This window comes from Pseudomonas sp. AB6, assembly GCF_034314105.1.
In the GTDB taxonomy this organism is placed as follows: domain Bacteria; phylum Pseudomonadota; class Gammaproteobacteria; order Pseudomonadales; family Pseudomonadaceae; genus Aquipseudomonas.
Genome location: NZ_JAVIWJ010000001.1, coordinates 2,635,593 through 2,651,817 on the forward strand (window position 1 = coordinate 2,635,593; position 16,225 = coordinate 2,651,817).

At 56.3% G+C, this 16,225-nt stretch carries 16 protein-coding genes and 1 pseudogene; 3 read left to right on the forward strand and 14 right to left on the reverse strand.

Annotation, left to right across the window (positions count from 1 at the left end; genetic code table 11):
- Positions 1-468: 468 nt before the first annotated feature.
- The 10 genes from RGW60_RS12395 to RGW60_RS12440 form a co-directional block, all read right to left on the reverse strand.
- Positions 469-804: a hypothetical protein gene (locus tag RGW60_RS12395; protein WP_322204882.1), complete on the reverse strand. Its 336-nt coding sequence runs from the start codon at positions 802-804 to the stop codon at positions 469-471.
- A 558-nt stretch (positions 805-1,362) separates the two neighbouring features.
- Entirely contained in the window at positions 1,363-1,965 is a 603-nt protein-coding gene (locus tag RGW60_RS12400; protein WP_322204883.1) for a nucleotidyltransferase family protein, read from the reverse strand.
- Positions 1,962-2,948 carry an XdhC family protein gene (locus RGW60_RS12405; RefSeq protein ID WP_322204884.1) on the reverse strand — a complete coding sequence of 329 codons (987 nt, stop codon included), beginning with the start codon at positions 2,946-2,948 and terminating at the stop codon, positions 1,962-1,964. Before RGW60_RS12405 ends, RGW60_RS12400 begins: the two co-directional genes overlap by 4 nt.
- Before the next feature lie 77 nt (positions 2,949-3,025).
- On the reverse strand, positions 3,026-4,045 hold the full coding sequence (gene murB / locus RGW60_RS12410; protein ID WP_322204885.1) for a UDP-N-acetylmuramate dehydrogenase: 1,020 nt from the start codon (positions 4,043-4,045) through the stop codon (positions 3,026-3,028).
- Complete coding sequence (gene kdsB / locus RGW60_RS12415) at positions 4,045-4,809, reverse strand: 3-deoxy-manno-octulosonate cytidylyltransferase (protein WP_322204886.1); 765 nt, start codon at positions 4,807-4,809, stop codon at positions 4,045-4,047. Before kdsB ends, murB begins: the two co-directional genes overlap by 1 nt.
- Positions 4,806-4,991 (reverse strand): Trm112 family protein, encoded by a 186-nt coding sequence (locus RGW60_RS12420; protein WP_322204887.1) that lies wholly within the window; start codon positions 4,989-4,991, stop codon positions 4,806-4,808. Before RGW60_RS12420 ends, kdsB begins: the two co-directional genes overlap by 4 nt.
- 19 nt (positions 4,992-5,010) lie before the next feature.
- On the reverse strand, positions 5,011-6,015 hold the full coding sequence (gene lpxK / locus RGW60_RS12425) for a tetraacyldisaccharide 4'-kinase (RefSeq protein WP_322204888.1): 1,005 nt from the start codon (positions 6,013-6,015) through the stop codon (positions 5,011-5,013).
- Complete coding sequence (locus RGW60_RS12430; protein WP_322204889.1) at positions 6,015-6,446, reverse strand: biopolymer transporter ExbD; 432 nt, start codon at positions 6,444-6,446, stop codon at positions 6,015-6,017. The genes lpxK and RGW60_RS12430 overlap by 1 nt, the downstream gene beginning before the upstream one ends.
- Entirely contained in the window at positions 6,443-7,081 is a 639-nt protein-coding gene (locus RGW60_RS12435) for a MotA/TolQ/ExbB proton channel family protein (RefSeq protein WP_322204890.1), read from the reverse strand. The genes RGW60_RS12430 and RGW60_RS12435 overlap by 4 nt, the downstream gene beginning before the upstream one ends.
- Positions 7,082-7,163: 82 nt before the next feature.
- Positions 7,164-9,383, reverse strand: coding sequence for a DNA internalization-related competence protein ComEC/Rec2 (locus tag RGW60_RS12440; RefSeq protein WP_322204891.1), 2,220 nt, complete (start codon positions 9,381-9,383; stop codon positions 7,164-7,166).
- Between the two features lie 136 nt (positions 9,384-9,519).
- Here RGW60_RS12440 and RGW60_RS12445 point away from each other — a divergent pair, with 136 nt between their 5' ends.
- Positions 9,520-10,035 (forward strand): DUF2062 domain-containing protein, encoded by a 516-nt coding sequence (locus tag RGW60_RS12445; RefSeq protein WP_322204892.1) that lies wholly within the window; start codon positions 9,520-9,522, stop codon positions 10,033-10,035.
- 89 nt (positions 10,036-10,124) lie between these two features.
- Here RGW60_RS12445 and RGW60_RS12450 read toward each other — a convergent pair whose 3' ends face one another.
- From RGW60_RS12450 to RGW60_RS12460, 3 genes are all read right to left on the reverse strand, one after another.
- The gene (locus RGW60_RS12450) at positions 10,125-10,928 is read right to left on the reverse strand and encodes an ABC transporter permease (RefSeq protein ID WP_322204893.1); all 804 of its coding nucleotides are present in this window, start codon (positions 10,926-10,928) and stop codon (positions 10,125-10,127) included.
- Positions 10,925-11,857 (reverse strand): ABC transporter ATP-binding protein, encoded by a 933-nt coding sequence (locus RGW60_RS12455; protein WP_322204894.1) that lies wholly within the window; start codon positions 11,855-11,857, stop codon positions 10,925-10,927. Before RGW60_RS12455 ends, RGW60_RS12450 begins: the two co-directional genes overlap by 4 nt.
- Positions 11,858-11,989: 132 nt before the next feature.
- A complete protein-coding gene (locus RGW60_RS12460) occupies positions 11,990-12,613 on the reverse strand; it encodes a glutathione S-transferase (RefSeq protein ID WP_322204895.1) in 624 nt (207 codons plus the stop codon).
- A gap of 262 nt (positions 12,614-12,875) precedes the next feature.
- Between RGW60_RS12460 and RGW60_RS12465 the strand changes: the two genes are divergently transcribed.
- On the forward strand, positions 12,876-15,323 hold the full coding sequence (locus RGW60_RS12465) for an acyl-CoA dehydrogenase (RefSeq protein ID WP_322204896.1): 2,448 nt from the start codon (positions 12,876-12,878) through the stop codon (positions 15,321-15,323).
- A 98-nt stretch (positions 15,324-15,421) separates the two neighbouring features.
- Positions 15,422-15,832, forward strand: a complete 411-nt coding sequence (locus RGW60_RS12470; protein ID WP_322165506.1) for a PA2817 family protein — start codon at positions 15,422-15,424, stop codon at positions 15,830-15,832.
- A gap of 182 nt (positions 15,833-16,014) precedes the next feature.
- Here RGW60_RS12470 and RGW60_RS12475 read toward each other — a convergent pair.
- Positions 16,015-16,174: pseudogene (locus RGW60_RS12475) on the reverse strand (LysR family transcriptional regulator); the annotation flags it as partial.
- Between the last annotated feature and the right edge of the window lie 51 nt (positions 16,175-16,225).

Below are 16,225 nucleotides of genomic sequence, written 5' to 3' on the forward strand. Positions count from 1 at the left end.
TCCTGATCCCGAAGGCAAAGGCGATGGTGCCCACCTAATGTGTAATGTGACCCCAAAAAAATTGGACGATTTTTCTATCCTCTACCGGCCTGAGCACTGTGCTCAGCAGGACTATGGGTCTGTGATAACTGCGAAATGCTATTCAGGCGCCGGTTCCGCCACAATCATTGACAAAAGTTTTCCGACAGCAAGGCGGCTAGCGCATGTCATGAGCGCGAAATTCAACGACCTCTACCGCTTATCCAGAAATCGCTTTTGGTCGAGCGGGCTTGCCCAACGCCCTCTCGACCTTACGCGATAGGTCGGCGACTGTGGTATGCACTTGCAGCCGCGCCGCAGAACAAACCCGCAACACTTTGCAAGACGACTCAGTTCCCGGGAGGTTTACCACCTCACCAAAAATTTGGCTCCTACAGAGGGATGAACTCTGTAAGAGCTGGTTTGTTCAAAGAGTGAAGCAAAGAGCTGTTACTGCGACATCGGGGCCTTGGCCGGGTCCTTGCTCATGGTGCCTTTCTTCATGGCGCCTTTAGACATGTTGTCATTGCTCATGGTGCCTTTTTTCATGGCACCTTTTTTTGACATGTTCATGTCGTCTTTGGTCGGGGCAGCTTGTTTCGCTGGATCGTCATTCAAATTGTCTTGGGCAGCGCTGTTTTGGCTGATGCTGTTTTTCTTCATCACGTCCTTGGACATGGTGCTTTTGCTCATGGGATTGCCGATGGTGGTATCGGCCGCGGAGGCGCTGCCAACAGCACCCAACCCCACGCACATGGACAATACGAATACAGATAATTTTTTCATGAAAATTTACCTTTGATCGTTAGTTTGGAAAGACGTACAGCGGGCTGCACGCCCTTGGTTATTCGCTAACTGACTCCATTTTTAAGCGCTCGCGGTAACTAAGTCCTCACCCAGACTTCGATTAAATGTGATAACTCGTTTCCACTTATACGGTCAGATTCTTTGGGCCGTTAAAGATTCAGAATATATTCGGCTTGCCGAATCGTCAGGGTGACGATAATTAACGTTGGCCATTGGCATCTCGAATTGGTCCTTGGCCTCACTATTGGCCGTAACGCAGTTGGTGGCGAACGGCATGTCTTCGCCGATCGGCCACCTGCCGGCGAGGTGCGTGTAATGATCCAGCACGCGGGGTGAAGAATGGTGTGGGCTACAATTTGACGAGAAAGATACTGTGGGAGCCAACTTGTTCTCGACATTTTTTAACGCTGTCGTGGATCAGGCTTAGCCCGTCAGCTTCGCGAACAGTTTCAATCTCACCGAGATGAAAGTGAGCTCATGCCCCGTTTGCTGCGCGACAGCGCAGTCCCGGAGACGCCGGGGTACTCTTACAGATATTTAGGGGTTAAACGCCAACGCCGGTGGCGTATCGACGTCCCAAAGCACCCCCGGATCATCAACCGCTATTTCCCGCATTAGCCCAGCTTGAAACAAACACTTGGCACCCCGCTCTCCGGACAAGGCCATTAACGCCATGCAAAACCGTTTACCGAACGCCACAGGATGGCCGAACGCGTTGTCGTTGACGGGCACACTGATCATTCCATCTTCTACGGAGTCAATCAGCCGAGTCAGGGTTTCAGGCAGGATAAACGGCATATCGCCCAACACCACCAACCAACCACGATGGTCAGGCCAAGCCGAAACGGCTGCGGCGATGCTTTCACCCATTCCGGGGGAATCCAGCAACTCAATCTCGCAGCCGTAACGTCTCCCGAGTTCAATGACTTCAAGGCGATCAGGCCGGGTCAGCAACACTCTCTTATCCTCAGCACCCATCGCCAACTGAAGATTAATCAGCACCTGTTCAAGTACCGGCCGCACTACCCCGTCGTGTCCGAGGCAAGGCGCTAATAGCTTGTCCTTATCGGCACCCGCAATCGCCCGATAGCGGCTGCCCTGCCCTGCGGCAAGTACCACCGCACATAATGACGCACTCAATGCTCAATCTCGGCGATCAGCGGCTTTTTCTGCTTCAGCGCGATGCCGTTTTTGATCGTCACGATCTCGGCCATTAGCGACAGTGCAATTTCTGCGGGGGTGTGGCTACCAATATGCAGACCAATCGGCCCGTGCAAGCGCTGGATGGACTGCGCACTTAAACCCAGTTGCGCCAGATTTTTCCGACGCTTCTGGCTGTTGATCCGCGACCCTAAGGCGCCGATATAAAACGCCTTGGAACTGAGCGCCGTTAGCAGCGCCATGTCGTCCAGACGCGGATCATGGGTTAACGCGACGATGGCCGTGCGTTCATCGGTTTCGATGGTCAGCACCGCGTCGTCTGGCATTCCAGGCACGAACCGCGCTTTTTGGTCTTCCCAACCGTAAGCAAATTCTTTGCGCGGATCACAGATCAACACTTCGAAATCCAACAGATGAGCCATTTCAGTCACATAACGCGACAGCTGCCCGGCGCCGATCAGTAGTAATCGCCAACGTGGACCATAAATAGTGCGCAGCGTTTGCCCATCAAAACTGACTTGATCGGTCCGATTGGCTGGATGCAAAGTCACTGCACCGGACTTCAAATCCAGCTCTCGGGCCACGATTTGGTGGTCTTCGCAACGCTGCAGCAAATCAGCAACCCACTGCTCATCCCTGACCCATTCTTGGGTCAGGCGCAGGGTGCCACCGCACGGCAAACCGAAACGCGCAGCTTCCTCAAGGGTCACGCCATACGTCACCAGTTGCACCTCGTCGCTGGCCTGCAGACGACCGTCCTGCAAACGCGAAATCAGGTCGTCCTCAATGCAACCACCGGATACCGAACCAATCACCATGCCGTCTTCGCGCAGCGCCAACATCGCGCCAGGCGGCCGAGGGGCGCTGCCCCAGGTTTGTACCACGCTGTATAAAACCACGCGCTGACCGGCGCGGCGCCAGTCAAGCACACTGCGCAAGACATTCAAATCAACGCTATCCATCACAGGTTCGCCTGTTTTGATTGCAAGGTATACGAACACGTGAGACAGCAGAATAAACCGAAAAAGTCAGACCAATCTCAATAAAGGTTTGGCTCCATGTCGAGTTTTACGTTGTAGCGCCGAGCAATGTCAGTTTGGATACGTTGCGCGAGGTCCAGCAACTGCAGGCCGGTGGCAGCGCCATAGTTGACCAACACCAACGATTGCAAGCGATGCACACCCGCGTCGCCATCGCGAAAACCCTTCCACCCAGCCTCCTCGATCAACCAGCCTGCCGCCAGTTTCACCTGACCGTCAGCCTGTGGATAACCGACCAGCCCGGGATGTTCGCGCTTCAAGTCGGCGGCCAACGAAGCCGCCACCAACGGATTTTTGAAGAAACTGCCGGCATTACCTAGCACGGCGGGGTCCGGAAGTTTTTCACGACGAATCGCGCAAATTGCCAAGCTGACATCCTTGGGGGTCGGCTGGCTGATACCGTGTTCGTCAAGGCGCTGGCGCACCGGTCCGTACTCAAGGTGCAAATGTGCGGCACGGCTAAGAACGAACCGCACGCGCAAAATCAGCCAACGATCCGGGTTGTGCTTGAACACGCTGTCGCGGTATGCGAAGGCGCAATCGTTGAGGGTGAAGTCACGCAACTCGCCGGACTGTCGGTCCAGCGCAGTCAGGCTGTGGAAAACGTCCTTAATTTCGACCCCGTAGGCACCAATGTTTTGCATCGGCGCAGCGCCGACAGTGCCAGGGATCAAGCTAAGGTTTTCCAGACCGGACAAACCTTGCTCAAGCGTAGACATTACAAATGCATGCCAGCCTTCACCGGCCTCGGCTTCAATAATGACCCGCTCACCCTCGTCTCTGAGAATCCGAATTCCGCGAGTGACCAGGCGCAGAACAAGTGCCTGAACATCTGCGGTAAGCAGCACATTACTGCCGCCACCGATCACCAAAAGTGGCAGCGCGTGCTCAGCCGAATATGCCAGCGCCTGACGAATTTCGTCGTCGTCATGGGCTTCAGCAAACACCTTGGCGTGTACCTCCACACCGAGGGTATTGAACGGTTTGAGAGAAACCCCGGCCCGCACTTGTAACGTCATCAGATCTCCAGCAAGCGGCGCACGCGCTCAAGGTCTTCAGCGGTGTCGACACCGGCTGGCGGCGCTTCAAGTGCATCGGCAACGTGAATCCGCACCCCATGCCATAACGCACGCAATTGCTCCAGATTTTCGGTGTCCTCCAGCCAGCACGGTCCCCAGCTGACGAAATCGTGCAAGAAGCCAGCACGATAAGCGTAGATTCCTATGTGTCTGCGATAAGGCACGCCCGCTGGCAACTGATCTCGGTCATTGGCCAAGGCGTCACGCGCCCACGGCAAGGGTGCGCGACTAAAGGTCAGTGCCAATCCGTTGATATCAGCCACGACTTTGACCACGTTGGGATTAAACAAGGCTCCTATGTCATTGAGGGCTTCAGCCAAGGTCGACATCCGCGCCTCTGGATGTGCCGCCAGATTGGCCGCCACCTGATCAATCACTGCAGGCGGGATCATCGGTTCATCGCCCTGCACATTGACCACAATGGCATCGGCTGCCAAGCCTAATTGAGCGGCAACTTCTGCCAATCGGTCAGTGCCAGAATTATGGTCGTCACGGGTCAGCAAAACTTCGGCACCGAACACCCGGCAAGCGTCGACGATGCGCGTATCGTCGGTCGCAATCACGACGTGATCGGCACTACTTTTTAACGCCTGCTCCCAAACGTGCTGGATCATCGGTTTGCCAGCAATCAGCTTTAATGGTTTACCGGGAAAACGGCTCGAGCCGTAACGTGCCGGGATGACCACAGTGAACACAACCGTCATTTTTCCAAACGCTCATCGGTGGTTAAGGTCCGCGCTTCGCTTTCCAGCATTACTGGAATGCCATCACGAATCGGATAAGCCAGGCCAGCACCTTTGCTGATCAGCTCGGTTTTGTCAGCGCTGAGCTTGAGCGGTCCTTTGCAGATTGGGCAAGCGAGGATGTCGAGCAATTTGGTGTCCATAAGAAGTCCTGAGATGCAGTTATGGCAAAGGGGGTAAAAGGCGCTGCAATTGCGCGTCGAACCAGTCAATGAACGCTGCCGATGGTTCGGCATCCACCGCCAGGTACCACCAATCATCGGCGGCGAAAGCCCGGCATTTCACGGCATCCTTCTCGGTCATGATCAGCGGCAGTGCCGGCGTAAAGCTCAACGCTTTGGCGCTGTAGACCGCATGGTCAGCAAACGCGTGAGGCACCGGGCGCCAGTGTAGCCCTTCGAGGGTGTTGAAGAAACGTTGCGGGTTGCCGATGCCAGCCACTGCGTGCAGCGCTTGCCCAGCAGGAAAATGGTCCAACGATTGCCGCTGGCCACTGCGCAGATTGATCAGCGTAGTGGGCTTGAGCACAAAGCCAAATCCGTCTTTACGGTCGTCGGTGGCGCCGTTGTAAAGCAGCGCGTCAATACTATCAAGGCGCTCCACGGGCTCACGCAACGGACCGGCAGGAAGACAGCGTCGATTACCCAAACCGCGAGCCGCATCAATCAGTACCAACTCCAGGTCCCGGGCCAAGCGGTAATGCTGCAAGCCGTCGTCGGATAAAATCAGGTCAAGCGGTTCGCAAGCGAGCAATGCGCGCACCGCACTGCCGCGATCAGGATCGATCATCAAAGGTGCACCGCTGCGCTGCACGATCAGCAGGGGTTCATCACCGGCTTCTTGCGGGCTTTGATCGGCTGTTACGCGCCACGGCAAACTCGGCGGTTTGGCTCCGTAACCCCGGCTGACCACCCCCACGCGCAGACCACGACGCCGACAGTGTTCGATCATCCAGAGAATCATCGGCGTTTTGCCGGTGCCACCCACCGTGATATTACCCACCACCAGCACCGGAACCGGTGCCCGGTAAATGGCACCCTCACCGGCGAGGAATCGCGCACGCTTGCCGTTCACCGTCCGCCGATAAAGCCATTCCAGCGGGCGCAGCAACCTGAGCGCAGGATGGCCGTGGTACCAGGCGTCGAGTAAACGATCGGTCAGGGCCATCAGTTCACCGTTGGCGCCTCGACCGTGGTCATGCGCAGGTGGCTGAAACCCAGCTTGCCCGCCGCATCCATGGCCGTGATCACAGCTTGATGAGGGGTTTTGCCGTCGGCACTGATCGACAGCGGCAACGTGGTGTTGCCTGACGATTCCTTTTGTAGCGCTTCGATCAATGACGGCAAATCATTTTTCGGCAGTAGCTGGTTATTCAACGAATAAATGCCGTCGGCACTGATCGCAATGTCCAGATGCTTGAGTTCGGAGTTCTCCTCCGGGGTACCGGTCACCGCTTGCGGCAGTTCTACCCGTAATTGGGTTTCCCGCGTGAAAGTGGTCGTCACAACAAAGAACAACAGCAGAATGAACACCACATCTATCAATGAAACCAGGTTGATGTCGATGTTCTCCCGCGGCCGGCGGCGACGAAATTTCACTTTTTCTTGCCCTCAGCCAAATCGACATCACGGTCGCCTTGCACCACCTCCACCAACTTGATCGCTTCCTGCTCCATGCCCACAACCAGTTCGTCGACCCGGCTTTGCAGGAAACGATGAAAGAAAATCGCCGGGATCCCGACCATCAGGCCCGAAGCGGTGCAGATCAATGCTTTGGAAATACCGCCTGCGAGAATCGCAGCATTGGTGGTCATGCCTGAGTTCATGAACGAGCCAAATATATCGATCATCCCAAGCACTGTGCCCAGCAGACCAAGCAACGGCGCCATGGCCGCAATAGTACCCAAAGCGCTCAAATAGCGTTCGAGGTCATGAATGACCCGTGCAGCGGCCTCTTCGATGCACTCTTTCATAATCTCGCGACCGTGGCGCGAGTTGGCCAAACCGGCCGCGAGAATTTCCCCCAGCGGTGAGTCAGCGCGCAGCTCCCGGAGTTTTTCTTTGCTAAGTTGCTTGTCTTTGATCCAGCGCCAGACTTGACCAAGCAGGTGTGGCGGGGTTATGCGGCTGGCACGCAAGGTCCAGAGCCGCTCGATAATGATCGCGACAGCCACGATGGAACTCAGAATGATCGGCAGCATCATCCAACCGCCTGATTTGACCAGTTCCCACACAGTAGCGACCCCCTGAAAAAGTGGCGCCACTCTAACATAGGGCCGCCCGCACACCGAACCCTGCGATGAGTAAGCACACCGCTCAATCTCGCCAGAAACGCCGCCGGCCGCGTTCCGCCTGCGGCTGATTGTATCGCCCCAATTGCAGATAAATGGCGCCACGGTCCGCACTGTCATAAGGCTGTATCGACAACGCATCAAAACGCGCCATGACCCGAGGGTGCGGATGTCCAAAGGCGTTATTGCGACCCCTCGATATCAACACACCCTCCGGTTTGACGGCCTTGAGAAATACCATCGAGGAAGAGCTTCGGCTACCGTGGTGGGGTGCCTGTAACCAGCGCGCGCGAAGATCAAAATCGCTATCGATCAGCACGCGCTCGGCGGCGGCATCGATATCGCCGGTCAGCAGCAAGCGCTCGCCATTCGCGTCAACCATCAACACACAGGACGCGGGGTTACTTTCTGTCGCCGCCTCCCACCGCCAGGTTGTGAACTGCACGCCGTCCCATTCCCAGTGCGCACCGCTTTCGCAAAATTGCGCATTCAACGCCGCAGATAGTTCGCTCGCTTCACCGCTGAGCACACGAGCAACGGGCAAACCCTCGTAGACCGCCATGGCGCCGCCGGTGTGATCGGCGTGGGCATGGCTAAGTAGCATAACGTCCAGATGGCGAACTCCGGTCTTGCGTATGGCGGGCAACACTACCCGCTGGCCGATATCAAAATCCCCGAAGCGTGGACCTGCATCGAATAACAGCGTGTGTCCACGCGTGCGTAGTAACACCGCCAGCCCTTGTCCTACATCCAGTTGCAACACCTCGACCTCGCCGTGCGGCACCGCCTTTAGCGGAGGAAACACGCACATCAGCAACAACGGCCAGCCCAACAGACGTAGCGGCATGCCGCTGGGCAGCAACAATAAAATGCCCCCCAACAGGCTTAACCACCACGCCCACCAAGGTACGGCGCTGCTTGTCCAGGCCGGCCACCATCCGCTGACCAGCGCCAGACCTTGAAACAGCCACTCTAACAGCCCGCCTGCCAGCCACAACAGGCCTTCACCCATCGCAGGTATCGGCAACAACAGCGTGCCGAGCAATGCCAGCGGCAACACCACGACACTGATCCATGGCACCGCGAATAAATTGGCCAGAGGCCCACTGAGGCTCACCGGAAGGTTCAACGCCAATAACACTGGCAGCAATCCAATCGCGATCAGCCATTGTGCGCGGGTCCAACTCTGCAACCAGCTCCATGCGCCCAAACGACCGCTGAACACTAGAATCAATATCCCCACGGCTGCAAACGACAACCAAAAGCCTGGCTGCAGACTGACCAGTGGTTCGAACAACAACACTGCGTTAAGCGACAACAGCAACGGCCATCCCACGCCCAAGTGGCGAAAGCGCAACCGCCAAAGTAATACCATACCGATCATCGTGCAGGCGCGGCGCACCGGAACCTCGAAACCGGCGAGCAAGCCATACCCGAGCGCTGCAGCAAACGCCAACCCACAGGCCCAAGGCAGCCAGGGCAGACGACGCGGCCACAATCCCCAACGAGCCAACCCGGCAACCAGCGCGTAGATTAACCCGGCCAACAAGCCGATATGCTGACCCGAGATCACCAGCAAATGGACGGTACCGGTGTCTTGTAAGACTTGCCAATCGACGGTGCTCAACCCGGAGTCGTCGCCTAATACCAAGGCTGCTAGCCCCCCTTCTCGACCCTGGGCATCGACGGCCAGTACGCGCTGACGCAGCGCATCGCGCCAAGCTGAAGTCGCGGGGGCGATGCGTTGACCGTCGGCTACCGAGCCCGTCGCGCCAATACGCTGCGTAAGAAGCCAGGCTTCATAGTCGAACGAATCAGGATTGACCAACCCCGCCGGACGCTTGAGCTTAACCGCCAAGCGCCAGTATTCACCGCTGCGCACCGGCGGCCCGCCGTACCATGACAGCCGCATGCGTTGCGGCAACTCACTGCGCCGTGATTGCGCCCCGTTCAATTGAAACCTCACCACGCCACTGACCGATTGCTGCGGCAGCCCCACCACCTTGCCTTGCAGCCATAACGTTTGGCCATCGAGGTGAATGGGTAACCGATCATTGAGTGCAGACTGAGCAGAGATACACGCCCAACTGAAACCAAACAGAAAAAACGCCAGTGGATAAGTACGAAAAGGTAACAGCGTCAGCGCAATGACCGGCATCAAGCACAACAACCACGTCGGCGGTAGTACCGGTAAAAAACGAACAGCTAGAAGTCCCAGCGCGAGCGCCACCATTCCTGTGCGCATAGTTATGCCTTTTAAGAGTCAGGCCTTTGAATTAGCCCACTTAGCCAGGCGCTGCTTTATTAATTGTCACAAAGTCTAAATTAGATGTGAGCGGAATCTATGCATACTGACCCCCAACATTGGGACGGGAAACCATATGCCGCGACGCCTGATCAAACGCTTCTTGCCGGACCCGACGCGCATTCGGGAACACAAATCCTTACGCTTTTTTGGGCGTTTCCTGCACGATCCGAACCTGTGGCACCTCAATCGGCACTCTGTATCCCGCGCCGTGGGGCTAGGTTTTTTCGCTGCGTTAATGCCAATCCCGTTTCAAATGCTGCTGGCCGCAGCATTGGCCATTGTCGTGCGCGGCAACTTACCTATCGGGGTCAGCTTGGTGTGGCTAACCAACCCGATCACCATGCCGCCGGTGTTTTATTGCACGTACAAAATCGGATCGTGGCTGATGCAACTGCCCCCGCGCCATTTCCCGGACGAATTGACCTGGAACTGGATCAGCGGACAACTCTCTACATTGTGGCAGCCGTTTCTGTTGGGATCGGTGGTGGCGGGTTTGGTGCTTGGCGCGCTGGGGTTTGGACTGACGCAGATGTACTGGCGCTGGTGGGTGGGTAGGCGCTGGAGACAAAGGAAGGAGAAGCGGGGGTGATCCGATGGGCTGTGTTGCCTGCATCGCCAACAAGGTGGCCCTACAGAGTCACGCTGTAGATACCGTCCTGTTGGCGAAAGCGGTTTTATCTACTGCCGCATCCCACGGCCACTGACTAACAACCGCACGCAGCCCCAGTACAGCACGATGGTTGCGATGACCATAAAGCTCATAGCCACGCTGATACGGATATCAGACACACCAAGGATGCCATAGCGGAAGGCGTTGACCATATGCAGCACCGGATTAGCCATGGACACGGTCTGCCAGAACGGCGGCAGCAAGTTGATCGAGTAAAACACCCCGCCCAAGTACGTCAACGGCGTCAGGACAAATGTCGGGATAATCGAGATATCGTCAAAATTGCGTGCAAAAACGGCGTTAATGAAGCCTAGAAGCGAGAATATCGTCGCCGTCAGCACCACCACAATGATAGTAATGCCCCAGTGATGAACTTGCAGATCGGTGAAGAACATCGACAAGATGGTCACGATGACGCCCACCATCAGGCCCCGCAACACTCCGCCCAACGTAAAACCAATCAAAATTGTATGGGGTGAGACCGGCGAGACCATCAACTCCTCAATAGAACGCTGGAACTTGCTGCCGAAGAAACTCGACACCACGTTGCCATAGGAGTTAGTGATGACCGACATCATGATCAGCCCTGGCACGATGTACTGCATGTAGGTGAAGCCACCCATCCCGCCAATCTGCTTACCGATCAAATTGCCGAAGATCACGAAGTACAAAACCATGGTGATCGCTGGCGGAAGCAGCGTTTGCGGCCAGATTCGGGTGAATCGGCGCACTTCACGGTAAACGATGGTGTTAAGCGCAATCAGGTTTGGACGCAGTTCGGAGACATGTTCGATACGGGGTTCAGTACTCATACCGCCACCTTCGCCAGATTTTTTTCTACCAGGGACACGAACAGTTCCTCAAGGCGATTGGTCTTGTTGCGCAGGCTCAGCACTTCGATGTTCTTCAAAGCCAATTGGCCAAACAACGCGGTAATGCCGATGGTTTTATCCACCTGCACTTCCAGCGTGTGACTGTCGACGAGCTTAGCCGGATAGCCGATCAACGTAGGCGCCGCCTGGTGCGAGTCCTTCAGGTCAAGCAGAAAAGTCTCCACATGCAGCGTGTTCAACAACTGCTTCATGCCCATGTTTTGAACGATGGTGCCGTGATCGATGATGCCAATGTTGCGGCACAGGTGCTCAGCCTCTTCCAAGTAATGTGTAGTGAGGATGATGGTGATGCCTTTCTCGTTCAGCTCTGTCAGAAAGGTCCACATCGAGCGACGCAGTTCAATGTCCACGCCCGCAGTTGGTTCATCGAGAATCAATAGACGTGGCTCATGGATCAACGCCCGAGCAATCATAAGACGACGCTTCATACCGCCGGACAAAGCACGCGACGGCACATCGCGCTTGTCCCACAGGCCCAACTGAGTCAGGTACTGCTCGGCGCGTTCCTTGGCGATTTTCGGTGGAATTCCGTAGTAACCGGCTTGGGTCACAACGATGTCGAAGGTCTTCTCAAACTGATTGAAGTTGAATTCTTGCGGCACCACACCGATGCAACGTTTCAACGCAGCGGGGTCGCGATCGAGGTCATGACCGAAGATATTCACGGTCCCGCTGGTCTTGTTCACCAGAGTAGAAATGATACCGATAGTCGTGGATTTGCCGGCGCCATTGGGGCCGAGCAAAGCGTAAAAGTCACCTTCGGCGACATCCAGTTCGATACCGTTCAAGGCCTTGAAACCGTTGCCGTAGGTTTTGGTTAGCTGCCGGATGGACAGAGCGGAACTCATAACTGGATTACACACCAAGAAAGGAAGAGAAGTAATAAGTAAGGGCAAACACAATTGATTACAACTGCGGCGTACCGGCAATGTTGCTTGGCAACGCCGTGCAAGTACAGCGCCGCGTGTTGATAGTGACTATTAACTCAACGTGGTCATGACGGCCTTGCGGTACGCCGGACGCTGTTTCAACCGCTCGTACCAGGCTTGGAGATGCGGCAGCGGCGGGCGTTCAATCGGCATCTCGAACCAGGCATAAATAAAGCTGCCTAACGGAATGTCGCCCATACCGAATGCCTCACCCGAGAGATAAGGTTGTTTAGCCAATGCCTCGTCGGCCACTTCCAGAATCTCTGCACAGGCCTTGATGGCAGCGTTGATTTTCGTCCAGTCCTGTTGTCCGGCAGGGGTACGCAATACACCCCAAAAAACCGGTTTAAAAGGTTCAGCCACCGACGAAGACGTCCAATCCATCCACTTGTCCGCACTGGCCCGCTCAGCCGGACTTGCTGGACACAGCGCCGAGCCGGGCGCATAACGCGCAACCAGATAACGTACGATGGCATTTGATTCCCAAAGCACCAGGCCATCATCTTCAATAACGGGTATCCGTCCATTGGGGTTCATCGCCCGGAATTGAGGGTCATCAACGATACCGAACGCGCCGCCCGCATCAATGGCTTTATACGGCACCGCTACTTCCTCCGCACACCACAGCGCCTTACGGACGTTGGAAGAGTTCTTTCGGCCCCAAACCTTTAGCATTGCCTTTTACCCCTGCTGGTCGCTGGTAAAAAAGTAGTGAATACGTCGCGCGCCACTCTACGCTTAGCCACTGCCGACTCCAACCTTGAAAGTACCGCGCCGAACTCCACCCGCGCCCAGGGGTCATTATCGATAGCGGATTTGACGCTGAAATCCCCGGCCTATTTGCCGACGTTTTTCCATCTACCGATGCGCTCACTGTTTGACGCCCGCTTCACCTCAGGCCGTCTAAGCTCTTGACTGTCATCACGGAGAATTATTTATGTTGCTGCTGTGGATTCTGATTTTGGTGGTCGGCATCGCATACCTCGCTCATCGACGTATCGCGCCGCTGCCCGCCCTGGGTATCGTGGCGCTGTACTTACTGGCCGTGGGCATTTCAAGCCATGCCCATGGTTGGCTCATGGCAATCCTTTGGGTGCTGTGGCTGGCGGTCTTGCTGCCCCTGGTGCTGCCGGATCTACGCCGCAAATACTTCACCGCGCCGTTGTTTTCCTGGTTCAAGAAAGTCCTGCCACCGATGTCGAAAACCGAGCGCGATGCCATCGATGCCGGGACCGTCTGGTGGGACGGCGAGTTGTTCAGTGGCCGGCCTGACTGGGAAAAGCTACTGGCTTACCCCAAGGTGCAATTCACTGAAGAAGAACAGGCTTTCATTGATGGCCCCACCGAAGAACTGTGCGCGATGGTCAGCGATTGGCAGATCGGGCAAGCGCTGGACCTGCCTCCCGAAGCCTGGGCACATATCAAACAGCACGGCTTTTTTGCGCTGATTATTCCCAAGGAGTACGGCGGAAAAGGCTTCTCGGCCTACGCGCACTCCCAAGTGGCAATGAAGCTGGCGACCCGTAGCGGCGATCTGGCGTCCACCGTCATGGTGCCCAACTCCCTCGGCCCCGCCGAACTGTTGCTGCATTACGGCACCGACGAACAACGCAACCATTACTTGCCGCGTCTGGCCCGAGGCGACGATATCCCCTGCTTCGCCTTGACTGGCCCACTGGCCGGCTCCGATGCGGGCGCCATGCCAGACACCGGGATTATCTGTAAAGGCCAATGGAAAGGTGAAGAAGTCATCGGCCTGCGCTTGAATTGGGAAAAACGTTACATCACCCTCGGCCCGATCGCGACGCTGCTGGGGCTGGCATTCAAGGCCTTCGACCCCCAACACCTGCTCGGCGAAGAAGACGATTTAGGCATCAGCCTGGCGCTAATCCCCACCGACACCCCGGGTGTTGAAATCGGTCGCCGTCACTTGCCGCTGGGTGCTGCGTTCATGAACGGCCCGAACTCCGGGAAAAATGTCTTTATTCCGCTGGAATTCCTCATCGGCGGCCAAGAGATGCTGGGCAAAGGCTGGATGATGTTGATGAACTGCCTGTCTGTCGGGCGTTCGATCTCGTTGCCTGCGGTGGGCACCGGCGCAGCCAAGTTCACCAGTTTGGTGACCGGGCAGTACGCACAGGTTCGTGAACAGTTCAACGTGCCGCTCTCAGCGTTTGAAGGCATTCAAGAAGCTATGGCACGTATCGGCGGCAACGCGTGGTTGATGGACAGTGCGCGGATGCTGACGGCCAATGCCATCGATCTGGGGGAAAAACCTTCGGTGTTGTCGGCCATTTTGAAATACCACCTGACCGAGCGCGGCCGAGAGTGCATTGGCCACGCCATGGACGTGCACGGCGGCAAGGGCATCATCATGGGCCCGAACAATTACCTGGGCCGTAACTGGCAAGGGGCACCGATCTTCATTACGGTTGAAGGTGCGAATATTCTCTCGCGCAACTTGATGATCTTCGGCCAAGGCGCAATTCGCTGCCACCCGTTCGTGCTCAAAGAAATGGCATTGGCCGGTCTCGAAGACCAAGACCGCGCGCTCATGGAATTCGACGGCCTGCTGTTGAAGCACATCGGTTTCGCGGTAAGCAATGCCGCCAGCACGTTGGTGCTCAATCTTGGTTTCGGTCATCTCGAAACCGCGCCGGGCAATAGCCTGAGCCAAGGTTACTTCCGGGCGCTTAATCGTCAAGCTGCCGCCTTCGCCATGCTCGCCGACCTGAGCATGATGTTGCTGGGAGGCGAACTGAAACGTAAAGAACGGCTGTCCGCCCGTCTCGGTGACGTACTTAGCCATATGTATCTCGCATCTGCGGCGCTCAAACGCTATCACGACCTGGACTCACCTGAGCATTTAAACCCGCTGTTTCGCTGGGCCATGGAAGAGAGCCTGGGTAAATCTGAACAGGCACTGGATCAACTGCTGAACAATTTTCCAAGTTTGATTCTCGGCCGTGTATTGCGCGTGCTGGTGTTCCCGTTCGGTCGGCGGCATACCGGGCCGTCGGACAGACTCGATGCGCAAGTCGCCGAAGTCATGGGCCGCGCCAAGGGCGATCCGACGCTGGAGGCCATGCTCGCCGGCTGCTACCGCCCGCAATCGGCAGATGATCCGGTCGGTGCGTTGCAGCACGCATGTGATTTGCTCAACGCCAGCCGGCCGCTGCAACAGAAGCTGCACCACGCGCTGAAAAGCGGTCAGGTCAAGCCGATGGCCGGCGAACAGTTGATCGACGCCGCGCTGAATGCAGGCGTGTTGCAGCCGGTGGAAGCCGAAACACTGCGGGCCGCCGAAGCCGCGCGGCGCAAGGTGATCGACGTCGATGACTTCGACAAAGAGGCATTGACGCTGGCCGAGGGCAAGACGCGCTAACGCTGGGCGGATGATTAGAACTAGCCGTTTGTTTTTACGGACAGCGGGCGCGCAGGGTTTATACTCTCGCGCCCGTTTTTGCTTTTGAGGACTTCACCATGGCTGACGCTACGCTCGCCCACCAACTGAACCTGCTGACACACCTGCGCAGTATCCTGGTCGCCCTTGGCGAGGCCGAGCAAGTTCCCGAAGAAAGCCATGAGCTGTTTATGGAGCGCTTCGACGAGCTGGTTGAGCTGCTGCCCCGCGATCCGGTCGAGAGCCAATACCTGGGACAGGAAATGCTCTGCCAAGTAATTCAGCGCTACCCGCAAATCGCTCATTTGGTCCCACGCGATTTGTTGTGGTTTTTCGCGGGTGACTGCCTGCACTTCATGCCGGACGACGAAATCGAGTTGTATCAGGCATTGGAAGAGCGCCGCTACGAAGCCGAAGAAAACGAAGAACCGTTCGATTGGAATCAGGAGAAAGCTTTGCTGGCGCTGTCGATACAAGACAGTAAGCACTAATCAACGCTTACTCCCATAAGCATGAATTTATTGGCTAAGATCCTTGGCTGGCAAGCCGCCTCGCGAACATGTTTGAATCACGCGGCGCTAACGGTCAGCGTAATGAACGTTGCGCTTCAGCAAAGTAACAGTCCAGCAGTTTGCAGCGCTGCTATGGAGCAAACCATCACCAACTCCATCTAGCCAATGGACTCGCCAACATTTTTTCCGGGAAAATTTTGCCTGCTGGAAACAAGGCGGCAACTGCATCCAACTCACCCTTTTCAATTCTGCCTATCAAGTGCTGCCCCAGCCGGTTGTCACTTAGGCGTGCAGTTCAGGAAACTTGACCCGCAGATGCCTGCTCAAAATCCATTAGCCGGCGAATAATAGCCGGCCGGGTTAAGTCCACGT

Excerpts from the sequence above, each read along its gene's own strand:
- murB (WP_322204885.1), bottom strand. The coding sequence starts at position 4,045 with ATGACGTTACAAGTGCGGGCCGGGGTTTCTCTCAAACCGTTCAATACC.
- RGW60_RS12470 (WP_322165506.1), top strand. The coding sequence starts at position 15,422 with ATGGCTGACGCTACGCTCGCCCACCAACTGAACCTGCTGACACACCTG.
- RGW60_RS12465 (WP_322204896.1), top strand. The coding sequence starts at position 12,876 with ATGTTGCTGCTGTGGATTCTGATTTTGGTGGTCGGCATCGCATACCTC.
- lpxK (WP_322204888.1), bottom strand. The coding sequence starts at position 6,015 with ATGGCCCTGACCGATCGTTTACTCGACGCCTGGTACCACGGCCATCCT.
- RGW60_RS12455 (WP_322204894.1), bottom strand. The coding sequence starts at position 11,857 with ATGAGTTCCGCTCTGTCCATCCGGCAGCTAACCAAAACCTACGGCAAC.
- RGW60_RS12440 (WP_322204891.1), bottom strand. The coding sequence starts at position 9,383 with ATGCGCACAGGAATGGTGGCGCTCGCGCTGGGACTTCTAGCTGTTCGT.
- RGW60_RS12395 (WP_322204882.1), bottom strand. The coding sequence starts at position 804 with ATGAAAAAATTATCTGTATTCGTATTGTCCATGTGCGTGGGGTTGGGT.
- RGW60_RS12450 (WP_322204893.1), bottom strand. The coding sequence starts at position 10,928 with ATGAGTACTGAACCCCGTATCGAACATGTCTCCGAACTGCGTCCAAAC.
- RGW60_RS12420 (WP_322204887.1), bottom strand. The coding sequence starts at position 4,991 with ATGGACACCAAATTGCTCGACATCCTCGCTTGCCCAATCTGCAAAGGA.
- RGW60_RS12405 (WP_322204884.1), bottom strand. The coding sequence starts at position 2,948 with ATGGATAGCGTTGATTTGAATGTCTTGCGCAGTGTGCTTGACTGGCGC.
- RGW60_RS12460 (WP_322204895.1), bottom strand. The coding sequence starts at position 12,613 with ATGCTAAAGGTTTGGGGCCGAAAGAACTCTTCCAACGTCCGTAAGGCG.
- kdsB (WP_322204886.1), bottom strand. The coding sequence starts at position 4,809 with ATGACGGTTGTGTTCACTGTGGTCATCCCGGCACGTTACGGCTCGAGC.
- RGW60_RS12445 (WP_322204892.1), top strand. The coding sequence starts at position 9,520 with ATGCCGCGACGCCTGATCAAACGCTTCTTGCCGGACCCGACGCGCATT.